Source organism: Zooshikella harenae, from assembly GCF_018837975.1.
Lineage (GTDB): Bacteria > Pseudomonadota > Gammaproteobacteria > Pseudomonadales > Zooshikellaceae > Zooshikella > Zooshikella harenae.
Genome location: NZ_JAGSOY010000012.1, coordinates 88,728 through 103,991, shown reverse-complemented (window position 1 = coordinate 103,991; position 15,264 = coordinate 88,728). Strand labels below are relative to the sequence as shown.

Genomic DNA, 15,264 nt, shown 5'->3' with positions numbered 1-15,264 from the left:
TCTATCCTTGACAATCATAAGTAATATGAATTTATTGTCAACTATGCCTCTTCCTATTAAGAATTTTTTTTGTTTGTTGATAAGATTAATAATTAGTATATTTCGGTAGGATTAATAACAAAATTCACTTTATTTGATTGTATATACCTATAACGTAGAGATTTCATACCCCTGGTCGACCGTCAAGTGACGAAGCCTTAGGGCAAGTTTACCGCTGTGAACGACTTTAACTAATATAACTGCGCTGCTGGGCAGTTATATTAAAAAGTGACTTGGTGGTAGTTAAATGCTCTTGCTTAAATTGCATTCCCAACATCATTATTGCTCAAGAGTATGGACAACAAATTCTAAAAATTATTCGTAGAGTGTATATAAACCGCCTTAGTAGGCAGCCATACTCTTACTACCTTAATACAACACCTGGGATGGTATTATCAAAATCTTTTCTAAATTGAACACCTGTAGGGCCATCATGTTTACCCCAACGCCAAACTCCATTAGGAATATTAGTCATATCAGTATGTTTTGTGCCAGCTTGGCAACTAGAATCTCTATTTAACCACTTAACTTTTTGTTGTGAATATAACCGTAAGAATTCGATATTTCCATTATTGCTTTTGTTAACCAAAATTGGAGCTAAAGGCAATCTGATTCTACGAGAGACATCATCCGGTGTTTCTATATAGTCACACAAAGGCCAAACATTAGCATCTACACAAGTACGGTTATGATCATTCGATGATGGAAATGAAATAATAGAATGTTCATGATTTGTATTCGGATAAATTCCATTGCTTTTTTTTGCTACAAATAATCTAGGTGGTAAAATATCTGCTCCTAACTCATTTTTATAAATATTTGTGTCTCCAATATATTGTCCATTTTGTGCGGTCCAAACTTCACTACTATCCCAATCAACTTTCCATTCATTGCCATGTGCGTTTGTTTTAAGCATCATAGGCCTTAAATAAAAGTTGCTACCAACCCGTACTGGCCTTAAATGAATAATAGCTCCCTCCCAATCACCTTCATGGTCATATGCAGAAGATAATTCATGACCAACATTATATGGAAAATATAGATAATAATGTAAATTAATCCCTCTTTCGACTAACTGAGCAAAGCCATAGGCCTTCATATCTACTTGACTGTTTGTATGTTCAGGGTAATTCTTAGCCACTCCAGAGTTATAAATTAAGCGCCATTTCCCTTCATCACACTCTAAATGCTGTAAATCATTAAACTGCTCAAATGATTGATCAATGTCTATTGGAAAAAATGTTGATCCTCCCCAAAAATTCCATACTGGATTATAGGCGGATAATAACTCATTGAGTTTATATTTTGTTTGGATAGAGTTCAAAAACTGTTTTTCATCTTGAGAGATTGGATTAGCTAATACTTTAAGAGATACAATATTATCATTCCAGTCATTTAATCTACTCTGCGTAAAAAAATACTCTTTATGTTCGCTAGTGAAATTTCTTTGTTCATAAGCAATAACTTTTGTATTTTCGTTAAAAAATTTAACCGAACTAAAACTATCGTTTAAATCATAATCTTTCAACTCGGGAATTTGATCACCATGACGATAGCAGGCTTCCCTCCCCTCTAATCGAGTATCAACATGAAAGCAAACATCAGGATTTCCTTTTATTAACTTAAAGGATTTTATATTGTCATTAATATCCTCATAGTCTCGGAAATTCGAGTTATCTTTAGAAAAAATATATTTTTTCCCAGTAAAATTTGTTCCATTATAAAGCTCCACAAAATGTCCATTTGGCACTTTCACAGAAGAAGAACCATTTATAACGACATGCTCTACATTGGAATATTCCCCTGCAGGATATGTGTACTCATTACCTCTATATTTTGTATCTGCATAGAATTTAACCATATCCGTAGGATCAGAAGTTGAACTAGAAGAAACACTAGTTAACTCTTCTGCATTAACACTCATGCTTGTAGTACCAAATAGTACCAAACTACTACATATTAATTTTGATAGCATCTTCATCCTGAGTATACTCTCATAGTTTATTAACAATATTATTTTTAAAACCAATATTATTTCTTGATTATTTTTACTTCTTTCAACCATCGTTTTACTAAACGATTTCTGTTTTTACCTGCCCATTCAAAATCTATCTTAATCATTTTTGCATCTTTATATTTTGGATCTATCGCTTGAGTAAAAAGAGTTTTATTACTAGGCAGACGGGAATTTCCGTTTGTCAAAAATAATTGTTGACCTATTTTAGAAACAGCAAAGTCAATAAACTTTTTAGCATTTGATCTATTTGTTGACTGCCGTTTTATTATACTAATTCCACCAACTTCATACCCTAATCCTTCTTCTGGAATAATAAGTTCTATTGCCTCAGGATATGGTGTATCATAAAATTCATGAAAAAAACTCATAACAATGCCTATTTGACCTGTTTTAACAAAGTCTGTTTGTTTATTTCCATAGTGTTTTACGTTTAAGTGGATTTTTTTTAAATAGTCAAATGCCGCTTCTTCTCCCAGTAAGGAAATAAGCGTCATCATTGTCGTAAACGCAGTGCCTGATACAACTGGGCTCTTCATACCAATCATATTTCGATAAATAGGTTTTGTTAAGTCCTTCCAGGATCGAGGTATTGGCACATTTCTTTGTTCCAAATACTTCGTATTGACAATTATTCCTAATAAGCCACCATATAGTCCTGTCACGGTATTATTCATATAGCTTCCCCCCCAAAAGGAATCTGACTGCTCAATACCTTTGGGTAGGTAAGGCTCTAAAAAACCGTCTTTACCTGCCTGAATATGCTCTCCTAAGCTTCCTCCAAACCAAATATCGCCATAACCTTTTTGTTTTTCATAATAAATTCTGACTAGAGCAGCACCACTACCACGCATGTTTACTAGATGCACAGGAATACCAGTCTTTTGCGTAAATGCGTAGGCAATAGCATTAGTTGTTTCATACAATACTGCATAAACAACTAACCCTTTATTTTGGTCAGCTGTTGCAGATTGCATTAATCTGCTTACATCTGCACTATGGGCCAGAACCTTCATTGAAACCATAGTGCTTATTAGTATGGAACGTAAAAACAATAAACTAACTTTTTTACTCATAGGGCAACTAATAATGACTACCTTACTCTGGAATTATTTTTGTTTTATACTTTCAATTAACGACTACATTTAACTTTTTTAGCACCATTAATACAATTAATTTAAAAATTTATTTTCTGTATTTACAAAAAGTCTATGTCATTATATAAAACACGTATTTAGTCAATAAGTATTCCATACTTTTTTGCAACGATAACGGCTTGAGTTCTATTATCAACTTGTAAGTAATTGAATATTTCAGACATATACTGTCGTACCGTAATTTCTGAAATACCTAGCTTATTAGCAATACCTTTATTAGTCAGCCCCTCTGCAAGTAAATCTAATGTTTCAATATGTCTAGGTGAAAATGGTGGAAGAGTATGGCTACAGTTAGTTATTGCTACCATTTCCCCCCTCATTAGTACAGCCTGCAATCCCTCTTGCATCTGAGACTTTTTTACCGCCTTACTTATAAAACCATTTGCACCTGCTGCCATTATATTCTGAACATTTGCCCCCATTTCTAATGCAGAAATAACAACAATAGGTAGCAGAGGAAACTGATATCTTAATAGCTTTAAGCCATCTAAACGCTCGGTACCTGGAAGTTGAATATCAAGTATTAACAAAGATAAGTCACGATGCTCTTCTATAAGAGTATACGCTGTTGGAAAATCTCCTGATTCAATTATAGTACAACCAACAAACGTCTCTTTTAATAAATTAAGTAAACCTTCTCGATAAAGATCATGATCTTCAGCAATCAAAAATTTTAAGTTTTTCATTAGTTAATATGCATACTCAAGTTCGAAATCGATCAATAATCAAGCAGATATAAGTTATAAGATCAAATCCATTTTAACCACTACTTAGCCTAAAACCATCCTACAATTGCATTATTGATTTATCAAACTAATTATGATATCGAGACAATATTCTCACTATGTTGGCAATTCTTTGAATGAATTAACAAGGATCTTAATTGAGCCGGAGAAACGGGTTTATGGAGTATTGGAAATGCTTTACTCAGTTTTGTACAATTATGATCAACTGCTGTGTTACCTGTAATGATTGCAACAATTATCGCCTTATCAACATTTAGCTGTACTTGCTGGATAACGCTGACTCCACTTTCACTTCCCGCTAATTCAAGATCGACTAGTAGAACATCTGGCAAAAACTGTTTTTCAGATAATATTTTTAACAATTCTTGACTTGTCTGAGCCAACATTACTTTGCAACCCCAACTGCCCAGCAGAGCCTCCATTGCATGTAAAATATCAACATCATCATCAACAACAGCCACGTTTATTGAATCCATACTACTCCAGGTAACCTCTTTGCTTTTTGCTGATAACTGTGAGTCACTTTTACTTCGAGGTACGGCTATAGAAAATACTGAGCCTTTACCTATTGAAGAATTTAAAGACAATTCATGACCTAAAAGTGTAATAGTACGGTCAACTATCGCTAACCCTAATCCTAAACCTTCCCCTTGTTTAGTATGTTGTACAAACGCTTTAAAAATATCTTGCTGCTGTGCTTTTGTCATACCAATGCCATTGTCCCACACTTGCAATATCAGTTTATCCCTATTTCGTCTACAACCTACTATTACTTTTCCACCACTATTATTATAACGAATTGCATTTGTTAATAAATTTCTTAAAATGCGCTCTAGAAGTATCGGATCGGTATAAATATTAAGTGAGCAAGGTAAAACGCTTAACTTTATATCTTTTAAGAGTGCAACGGCTTCAAATTCATCTTTTAATCCAAATAGTAATGCACCAACAGATATTGCCTTTTTATTTACTTCAACAGCGCAAGCTTCTAACCTTGCCATATCCATAAGAGCATTAAGCAATTTAGTTAACGAATCATGAGATGCTTTTAGTCGGTTTAGTAACTGTAATGATCCATCACTACTCATTTGTGAACTTAATGCAGATATAAACAGCCCCATAGCATGTAAAGGTTGCCGTAAATCATGACTCGCAGCAGCGAGAAATTTGGATTTTTCACGATTTGATGCCTCTTCAGAGAGCATTAAATTTTGCATCGTGTAAAAACTTTTTGTAATTCGGCTAATCTCATCCAAACCATTATGATTTGTTTCTGTAACACTCTTCCTTAATATATTTTCTCCAATATCTGATAATTTTTTTATTGGGCGAGTTATGACATTTGATAAGTACCATAAAATTGAACTTGTTATAAAAATTAATACAATAACAGTCAATAAGGCAACTCCAAGATTCCAATATATCTTGAATAAAACAACCCGGCTTGGAATTTCCATTACAACAGCCCATCGTTCATTAAAAATATCAATATATGAGCTAACACCAAATACATCTTCCCCAGAGAATGAACGATAGTTTTGTTTAGCTTCAGTGCCTGCAAGTGATAAATTTACTACTGGATTTGACTGAAAACGTTCAAACATCTCATGCGACATACCTACTAACCGTGACGAGTGATCTTGAGCAACTAAAAATATCTCAGTATTTTCATCAATCAATGTATCATTTTTAATAAATTTATTAAGTGGCTCCGAGCTAAACCCAAATATTACTGCCCCGATAAAATATCCATATCTAAAAAGCGGTTTAGCTATATACTGTTTTACATCGTCCCCAGAATTAGTTGTTTCAAAAACACTAAACATACTTTTTGTTGTAAGATCTGACTCTTTGGATGCTAACTGATTAAATACTCGGGCTATAGCTGGAGATTTTTTTGTATTTTTTTTATTTAGCGATGTTAAATATTTTGCAAAATACTCTCCTTTTTTTACTGAATAAATTACTTGCCCATCTCGCCCCACTAGATAAAGATCATGGACTGCTAGTTTATCTATATAAGATTTGAGTGTTTCATGTATATCATCATGGGCATTTTCATAGTAATCGCCTTTTAGAACTCCATAAACATTAGAATCATCAGAATTATTTTTAATTTGTTTTAAAAAAAGAGACTTTAGTAATATTTCCCGAATATGTTTTTTATTGTCATAACCTAATTGAGAAACCCCCACCATAAACTCCCCTAAGTAGTGTACTGCCAAGGTGTTTGTTTCAGACATTTCATTTCGAGCAACATCACCAACAAATAATTGAATAGCACTTTTTCTTTTATTAAAAAACTGTAAAATAAGCTCTTTTTTAAACCTGGCTTCAGCAGCAAGCTTTTCATACTCCTGCTCTTTCATACTATCAGTAAAACTAATCGCTGTAATTAGCGTAAAAAGTACAAGAGGTAATATACTTGAAGCTAGGAATACTGAAATGAGTTTTTTTTGTATGCCTATTGGCTTTTTCACTGGCATTCCTTGTCTACAACTTCCAAGTCATAAATCTAATATATCAATATAAAACAACACTTTCTTAATTTAACTAACACACATAAACTAACTTTCAAAAAATATAAGCAAAGTCTTAACTATTGTTAATTAACAGCAGCATCAAGCAAGTTTTGTATTATACATTTTTTTCTATGTTTACAACAACATTTCTCATCACTGTACTCTGATCTTCATGTACTCCTTATACACTAAAGCCCCTTCGTTCCTTCATAAAAAAATCAAATTAATTATATACAAAATTTAAAAACTATAAATTTATAAGTAATTTTAAAATATATATTTTAGCTACATTACAGGCGTGTGGTCTTAAACCAAACTAAAGACAATTAGTTTGGTTGGTTAACCATTGGATAAGTCCCGATTGGTATTCAATCTTTGGGGTTGAGGTAGGTAAACTTATGAAATGGCATATGCAAAAAAAATCTATCTCCACCTGCAGGGGAAAACCAATAGATGGAGATAGGCCACAATTACGAGCAAGGAAATTGAGAATACTCAATAAATTGATACCAACGTATTACTAACAGATCTTTTCGTTAGTACTATGTATTAGGGTCCAATGTCAGTAATAAAGCATTTGTAAAATACAAATTTAACTTACATAATACACATCAGTTTGATGAATAACTTATGTATGTCCTGCGGATTACTATAAGTAAATATTTACTTTATTGAAAGTATTGTTTTGTCGCAATATGTCGCTATACTTTTCAAATTATTCCTGGACTAATTTATACCATAGATGATCTTCAGCTTGGTTGTGTACAGGTTAAACTGAATTTAAAATTTTTGTGCAGAACATCCCAAATTATATGAATCTGAATTCATTCCATAGACCAGTAATGGAGTCTGTTAAGTGAAAACAAATTTGCTTATTCTTTTTCTTTACATGCAGTCTATGTATTGTCTATCTGCGAGTTTTGACTGCAGTAAAGCTGCAACTCACATAGAAAAAATGATATGTACAGACCAAACACTGTCTGACTTAGATGAAGTATTATCTCACACTTATAATCTTGCACTCAGCTCCCATAATGCTAAAGGGTTGATTACATATCAACGCAGTTGGCTTAATGAACAAAGAAACTTATGTGACCATCAAAAATGCCTGAAAACTGAATACAAAAGACGTATAGCTCAATTAAACTATTTGATCAAGAGTAAACCACAACATATATTCAATGCACATTACTCAAAACAGCATAAAATAGGGGCAGTAGAAAAGTCTGGTCCTGAACATGTGAGTGTTGTCAACACGTTAGACATAGAGCAGCAGAAAGATGCCTCACTTACCTTTGCGTATACATCTATAAACAGTAATTATCACACCTGTTATGTTTATGGTAATGCTAAAAAAAATAAAACAAATGATACTTTTATTTTCAAATCAATCGATAAAGAAAACAAGGAATTGTGCACAATTCACATTTATCTTAACAACAATTCTATCGTAGTACATGATATTAATAATAATTGCCAGAATAGTTATTGTGGTATGCGAGGTATAATAGGTAAGGATATATTTTTACTCAACTCAGGAATTCCAAGGTTTGAGCCTATCGAAAACTTGAACTTCTAAATAATAAGCCATCTCAACTTAGAGATGGCTTTAGCAGTAAACTTATTTTGGATTAGATTTTTTAACAAATTTTGTCAAAATAACTATTTGTTGACCACTAACGCGCCCTTCAATATGTTCTGGATTATCTGCAACCAATGATATCCCTCGGACAACCGTTCCTCTCTTAGCTGTGAAATTTGCGCCTTTCACGTTTAAGTCTTTAACCAAGGTAACATTATCACCTGCTTCCAACAATGCTCCATTACTATCCACATGCTTCACCGTCTCTTCAGAGGATGCACCTTCTCCGGTCTGTTTTGCCCAAGCCAGGGTTTCATCATCCAGATACAACATATCCAACAGATCCTGAGGCCAGCCTTCACTGCTCAGACGAGTTAACATTCTCCATGCGACAACCTGAACAGCTGGTACTTGACTCCACATACTCTCATTAAGGCAATGCCAATGATGCACATTAATTTTTTCAGGGTCTTCTAACTGATCTATACACGTGCGGCACACAAGTAACGTGTCTTCAGGACTATGAGTGGAGTTAGGGGGTACTTCATAAACAGCTAAATCTTCTGAAGCGCCGCAAAGCTCACATTTGGATTCACTACGCGTATATAATGTTTGTTTTGTATTCATGTATAACTCAATCTTCATATGTTACATGACACTATTATAACGCGAATGAACTCTGTATGGGATGGTATATCACTTCTTACACTAAACCAAGCTTTCAATTGAACGTTCTTTCTGGCCTAATCTTAAGTGGAGCATTAATGAATAACTTGGACCATTCATTTATAGCTAAACGACTAATTAAACCTAATTAAGTTATTAAATAATACATAACAACTTACTCAAAGCTAAATTACGAATAAATGAAGAATATTTTATAATTTGAAATGAGTTTTTTTTATCGTTCAACCTACAGATGGAAATTAATTGAATTATTAATCTTGTATGTACATCATTATCCATAGAGTCGAGAAGTTTTTAGTTTTCCACAAAATGTATGCACGAATGTACCTAAAAAAATATTACCCTTAAGAATCTTGCGTAATGAACGCTGTTACTTACATTTACTTTTTTAAAATATCTTCCTTCGATAACCTTTAAAGAAAAACCGCAAAGTGTATATAACTAAAAATAGAGGAATACATACTATGAATGAATATGTTAAGACCAAGTAAATATCGAGAGCTATAAGTGCAATCAAGCTATAAAAAGCCATCATGATCAGAATTCCCTCAAAGAAACGGGTTTCCATTTTCTACCTTTACTATCTACCGCCAAAACTTGCGCATTTTACATACTAACCCTCATTCCTCAAGTGACGGCAGTCACTTTTTATTTATTTTTTACTAATAACTTAAACACCAACAAAGCAAGACTAACGTCCGATCTATATTTTAAATTATAAATAACCTGCACCATTATAAAATACTGCACACCATTTACTTAATCTTAAAATAATGTAAAAATTTCAATATTAGTAAATAATTTATCAAAAAAATATCTAATTCAATAACTACAAATTTTATTGCTTTATAAATTAAATCATCTAAAAACAATAGCAATACATTGATCATTTATTCAATATAAAGGTTCTTTATTGGATCATGCTTTACAGCGCAAAAAGCCAAAAAATACGTATAAATACCTACCAAGCTTACCAGTTGTCGATAGCCCTTTAACAACAACTTCGTGAGCAGGTTAAAATATAACCACTGTTATCTGTTTGTACTACATGATGAGTTACATCAAAGTAACATTTAATAACCATTATATACTCTGCAACTTTCAGTTTATTAACTCTAAAAGTCTTTATTCACTTAAGAAGTAAGGAAAAGAAGTATGAAATTTATTGGAATAATTTTGATTCTATTTGGTTTGGTGGACTTAGTAGGTAGTTATTCTGGGTTTGATGTATGGGGAGAAAGTATTGGTATTCAGCTACCTGAAATCATTTGGAGGTTTTCGGCTTATATTGAAATAGGACTTGGATACTTCTTATTCAAAACCGGATCTAGCTCGTCTTAGTCTACCTCATCTCGAAGCTTAACAAGCTTTTTAGCAACTCGCCGAACTTAACCACAAGCGAGTAAGAGCAAGATATATAGGGCAACAGTTCCATTCTAGTTGCCCATATCTAAACACAAATACTTCTCATTTTACACCCTTCGCGAATCAATTTTATACTCATAGCGCACAAGGGGTTTGTTGTCTGCGTTTGGCTGCCATGGAAGATTGGAATTGCTTAATGCAGTGCCATTTAACTGTCTTCACCACAGTCACTTATTAGTGTAACCACCCAGCAGCGCCGTTATATTAATTAAAGCAGCTACCGCAAGTTTCACCTTAGCAAACTTGCCCTGATGCTTAATCTCGTGATGACCCAGCTTATCCCTAACAAAAATTTTAAACCGTTGGTTAGTATCCTTCTTTCACCTTTGCTACAAAACACCTAAAATACAATGAGTAGTTTAATCATTATTTGGTCACAACATGCCTTCATGGTCAATTATCGGCAACATACAAAATCAACTTCTTTTCATTCATAGATCTACTAAGACCTCAAGATCTCATCAATGGTGCTTTCCTGGCGGAGGTATAAAAATGGGAGAAACGCCAGAGCAAGCATGTATTAGAGAAACCAAGGAAGAAACTGGGCTGGATATTACTATATGCTATTTAATATCCAGCATAAAAGGCCATTTCTACTTTAAATGCACACTAAAACATGAACAACAAAAAATTACGTTAAAGCAAAATGAGAGTGATAAATATACCTGGATAGAACCAGCTAGACTTCTTGAGATTGGCATGATTATGGATCTTAAAAAAATTTATTTTGTGCTAAAAAAAGATGGATACACAATTAAAGTCAATGAGGAAGCAAAAAAAACACTTAACCTAAAGACTTAAAATGGTTAAACCACTACAAATTAAAGAATATTAATTTATAGTGGCTCGTCTTATATACAAGATCATTATCCAAACGCCTCTAAAAATGTACTTTTTCCTTAATAGCTGCATCAGCGTTACACTCATGATTCTGCTAGCATTATAAAAAAAAGCCCCTCCCATTAAGCAACCTATTTAATCAGTCTATAATATTTCTAAAATAAGACACTTAAAGAAAAAGGTTACTTTTATTGTTGCGCCTAGTTAAGCAATCGAATATTTTTCTAATACTACTACCATTGATATATACTCACAGTAATAGCATGATTATATTGTTAACAACACTATGACACAGCCTTTACTACTATTTATACTGTCTTATGAAAACTGTTATTTTGTGCTTTTTCTTCCTTGTGAATATTGCGCAAGCTAAAAATACTATAGTGAATATTGGCTATGTTTTTCATGGCCCACCTTTTCATATTGAAGAAAAAGGCAAGTTGATTGGAGGAGTTGTATATGACATTTCTAAGAGCATTGCCAAAAAAGCTGGTTTAGTCCCAGCCTTTTCTGAACTACCAACAAAACGCACTGATGAAATGTTAGTTAAAGGACGCATCCAAATGTTATGCTTTCATAACCCTAAATGGTCTTATCATCCTGATAAACTATTATGGGGACCAGAAGTGATAAAACGTAAAGAATTCTTCATTATCTCAAATAATACATCTGACTTAAAAAGTTATGATGATCTTAAAAATATGCTTATTGGAACTCATTTGGGTTATCATTATAGCCAGTTGCTCACAAAGCTATTTGACGCAGGTATTGCCAGTAGAGTTAATAAGCAAAAAACATCTAGCTTGTACAAATTACTAAAGATGCAACGAGTCCATACCATCATTGACAATGAATACTCCTTTTATTATCAAGTTCAAGCAGGTAATGCTAAAGGGTTAAAACTCTCTTCTTTGATAGATAAGGAATATTCTTTACATTGTGTATTTAGCAAAAATAACATTACGTTGACAAACTTATTGCTTAAAGCAACCCAAATAATGATAGAAGACGGATCATTCATTCGTTTATTGAAGAAATATACCCAAAAAGAATAGATTTTATTTTTTTTATACATATTTAGTATTACAGTTTTTGCATTTCCTTTACATAAGTATCCAGTCTAAGCAATACTTAATTACTATTAATACTCACTAACAAATAGATAAAAACTTTTAAAGATGAACATGTTGATTTATCTACAGAGCTTAGCGCAATCGATAATATTGGAGACTCTAACTTAAAGATCAAGGGGTGGGCAAAGCTTCACATTTATATACATCAAGTTTCATACTACGCTGTAGAACAGTTAAAATAGCCACATCTACAATAACCTCATCACGTCTAAGGATTCTTTCCAATTAACATGTCACATGAAGTTCGTTAATAATAAGTCAACTCTCATGAATCCTAATTTCACATCTAAACCTATAATAATTTGGCCTGAAGTATAAAGTGGAAACCCCAAAAAGTTGGCATGTCATAATGAGGTCATATAGCAACATTCTGTATCCCAAACGGGACATATCCATCACAGTAAAGCCTTCATATCAAAGATGTGATAAAGGTCGTTTATTTATGGGGCTTCTTGTAAAGCTAACCCTCATTGGCCTCATTAGTTTGAATGTTAGTTCAGCACTAGCGAATCAAAAACAACTAATCGCTCATTCAAAAACAATGCAGCTCAGGATATATGCCACTGCAGAAGACAATGCCATTTGGTGTGGTGAACAAGTTAATATTTTACTACAAGGCGAGTCTCCTAATAGCTTTTCCAACGTCACTAAAGTTCAGCAACTATCTCAACGTTTAGGGATTCTGCTAAATACTAAAAAAGAAGAAAATGACCCTACATTTTGTCCTGCAGTGAATACCGTCATTATCACAGCAAAAAAGCAAAACGGTGTCGTGGCTTTTACAGGATTAGCCTCTCGTAACAAGAATTGGCAACTTGAAATGAATACACAGCCAACTCAAGAAACATCGCCACATCAAGACGTCGTAGATCAAACCTCATTGAAACAGTCCAGCCCAGAAAATAGCCTTTGGGAGCCTCCAAAATACCAAGAAGCGTTATCCTACTATGGTGTAAAAGACTATGAAATAAGCACCAAAGATCAACGCTGTAAAATTCGGCTCCCACAAATTCCCCCTGGGAAAGATCCCAGGCTTCTTTATATTGAATACAGCGGCTTAAACTGTGACAGCAAACGGTTTGTTTATGGACTGGGAAAAGTAACTACACATCAAACTGATGGCTATATTTTAAACCGGTTAAACGGTAAATTTGCTCATGGATTTCCTATTGATCCCCAGCTTAACCTAGCTCATTCCATTTTTTTACACCGTTTTCAGCTTCAGCAACAACAGTTTCTCTCCTTTTACCTAGGTCATGCCCCTAAACTTAATGCACACTTTATTGGCTTACTTGCTATGAATAATGGAGAATGGCACTTCAACCAACGAAAGGTTATTGTTGTGTCTAACCCATCATCAATAAATGAAAGCTCTACTCAACGCCAAGACTTATTTAATGTAACTGAAGCCCTACTACGCAAAATAACAAGTAATGTCACTTCCTTTAACTTATTAGCTGTTAATAAGCTTACTTTCCCACTTGAAAATAATGGACACATCATATTTCAAGTAACAGTTAGTAAAGACCAGGATAATTGGCTTGAAGAAAATTTTTCTGAAACACTGACCTCCTCAGATAGCTCCGAACGTAAACCATTACCTAAACCGCAGGAAGGTGCAATTTCTGCTTTAATTCGTCAAGATACTCAAATGTTACGCAATGCAGATTTTGCAACCAGACTCACTTATCTATTTCCTAAGGCGGATCAACTAGGCAATCCTTTAGAGGCTGCAGCTACATCTTTATTGGAGAAAAAGCCTATTTCTGTCTTCAATCTAGTTCATATAGACAGTATTGATGCTAAGAAATCAACTACAGATTGGCCTTATTTAATGCACATAACTAGCCATCCAGAACTAGCTAAACCAGGCTGGTACTTATTATGGGCACAAGTTACTGGCAGCTCAAAAATAAAAGCAAGTAACAACTTTCTAATTCCACAATTAGAGGTAAAAAACGTTGCGGTATGTAAACAAGAAAAATGTGCCGAATTTAATGACGTTACTCAGCTAGTTTTAAAGCGTTATAACATTGACGAGTGGCAGTAATAGGTTAAAGGAGCTGTAATGAATCGTTTTGTTAAAGTTACAGTTATTGCTATTGTAACCCTGAGTCTTATCATTGGTGGCTGGTTCTATCTTCAAGTCCGAGCAGAAAAGCGTTTGATAACTCAGCTTGAAAAACTCCAATTACTGGATGATTTTCAATATGATCACGCACTCTACAATCCGCTCACTCAATCAATGACCCTTCTTAACCCAACAATTACGTATGAAGTTAAAGGGAAACCTCTCACTATTAACGTTGAATCAGTTTCAACCACATTAGTGACAATTCAAGAACCAGAAGACTGGTATGAAGGTACACTGACAATCGAAGGTTATAATGTAGATTTAATTAACCATTTAAACCTTTTAATTCCTACCGATCACCCTGCTCGCACCACATTAAAAGTACTTATTGCAATGGGTTACCAACATCAACCTGTGAACTTAACTATCGATTGGGAATATACCCCTGAACTTGATAGTGTTGAAATTCATTCCCACCTACAAATAGATTCTCTTGGCTCATTAATCGCAGATACAACACTGGATAGGCTCCGACTCGCTAGAAAAGAACTTCAGCAAATAGGGGTATCAATTTTATCAGGAAATACATCGTTACCTTATGACTTAACCAGCCAACGATTAGGTAGTCTAAGAGTTCAGCATATTGATTTACAGTTTGAGGACAGTGGTTTGTTATCTCGTACGAAGGAATGGCATAAACTAACCTTACAATCTACTCCTGATACTGAACCCACATCATTGATTAACGAAGTTCAAAATAATCAATGGTTACAAGACTTACAAAGACAAGGGCTCTCTAAAACTGTTGCCCAGGAGTGGTTAGATGCTTTTAGTAATTTTGTTGAAACAACGGGTATCTTAAGAGTCAACACACAAATTGAAAGGCCAGTAAGCTTAAGAACTCTGAGCAAACAGCACTCTTGGCAAAATATCACAACAATGCTTCACCTTTCTGTAGAGTCATAAGCTGTATTAATATTAAAATCAATACACTTCAAAGAGCGGAAATCTAGGGTATAAAGTACTCATGCTAATATTGCATAAA

The 15,264-nt window shown here is 33.9% G+C and carries 11 protein-coding genes; 6 read left to right on the top strand and 5 right to left on the bottom strand.

From position 1 onward, the window contains the following. Positions 1–403: 403 nt before the first annotated feature. From KCG35_RS07705 to KCG35_RS26910, 4 genes are all read right to left on the bottom strand, one after another. The gene (locus tag KCG35_RS07705; protein ID WP_215819103.1) at positions 404–2,104 is read right to left on the bottom strand and encodes a beta/gamma crystallin-related protein; all 1,701 of its coding nucleotides are present in this window, start codon (positions 2,102–2,104) and stop codon (positions 404–406) included. Then, the gene (locus tag KCG35_RS07700; protein ID WP_215819102.1) at positions 2,071–3,129 is read right to left on the bottom strand and encodes an extracellular solute-binding protein; all 1,059 of its coding nucleotides are present in this window, start codon (positions 3,127–3,129) and stop codon (positions 2,071–2,073) included. The genes KCG35_RS07705 and KCG35_RS07700 overlap by 34 nt, the downstream gene beginning before the upstream one ends. A 158-nt stretch (positions 3,130–3,287) precedes the next feature. Continuing rightward, positions 3,288–3,896, bottom strand: a complete 609-nt coding sequence (locus tag KCG35_RS07695) for a response regulator transcription factor (RefSeq protein WP_215819101.1) — start codon at positions 3,894–3,896, stop codon at positions 3,288–3,290. 131 nt (positions 3,897–4,027) lie between these two features. Continuing rightward, a complete protein-coding gene (locus KCG35_RS26910; protein WP_215819100.1) occupies positions 4,028–6,436 on the bottom strand; it encodes a hybrid sensor histidine kinase/response regulator in 2,409 nt (802 codons plus the stop codon). 898 nt (positions 6,437–7,334) lie between these two features. Here KCG35_RS26910 and KCG35_RS07685 point away from each other — a divergent pair. Continuing rightward, on the top strand, positions 7,335–8,057 hold the full coding sequence (locus KCG35_RS07685) for a lysozyme inhibitor LprI family protein (protein WP_215819099.1): 723 nt from the start codon (positions 7,335–7,337) through the stop codon (positions 8,055–8,057). A gap of 42 nt (positions 8,058–8,099) precedes the next feature. Here the strand turns inward: KCG35_RS07685 and KCG35_RS07680 are convergent, their stop codons facing one another. Then, complete coding sequence (locus KCG35_RS07680) at positions 8,100–8,687, bottom strand: PhnA domain-containing protein (protein WP_215819098.1); 588 nt, start codon at positions 8,685–8,687, stop codon at positions 8,100–8,102. A gap of 1,215 nt (positions 8,688–9,902) precedes the next feature. Here KCG35_RS07680 and KCG35_RS07675 point away from each other — a divergent pair. The 5 genes from KCG35_RS07675 (at position 9,903) to KCG35_RS07655 (ending at position 15,185) form a co-directional block, all read left to right on the top strand. Then, complete coding sequence (locus tag KCG35_RS07675) at positions 9,903–10,088, top strand: hypothetical protein (RefSeq protein ID WP_215819097.1); 186 nt, start codon at positions 9,903–9,905, stop codon at positions 10,086–10,088. A 465-nt stretch (positions 10,089–10,553) separates the two neighbouring features. Beyond that, complete coding sequence (locus KCG35_RS07670) at positions 10,554–10,973, top strand: NUDIX hydrolase (RefSeq protein WP_215819096.1); 420 nt, start codon at positions 10,554–10,556, stop codon at positions 10,971–10,973. A gap of 359 nt (positions 10,974–11,332) precedes the next feature. Beyond that, positions 11,333–12,067 carry a substrate-binding periplasmic protein gene (locus KCG35_RS07665; protein ID WP_215819095.1) on the top strand — a complete coding sequence of 245 codons (735 nt, stop codon included), beginning with the start codon at positions 11,333–11,335 and terminating at the stop codon, positions 12,065–12,067. A gap of 520 nt (positions 12,068–12,587) precedes the next feature. Further along, positions 12,588–14,195, top strand: coding sequence for a hypothetical protein (locus KCG35_RS07660; protein ID WP_215819094.1), 1,608 nt, complete (start codon positions 12,588–12,590; stop codon positions 14,193–14,195). An 18-nt stretch (positions 14,196–14,213) separates the two neighbouring features. Continuing rightward, positions 14,214–15,185 (top strand): hypothetical protein, encoded by a 972-nt coding sequence (locus KCG35_RS07655; RefSeq protein WP_215819093.1) that lies wholly within the window; start codon positions 14,214–14,216, stop codon positions 15,183–15,185. Positions 15,186–15,264 lie beyond the last annotated feature (79 nt).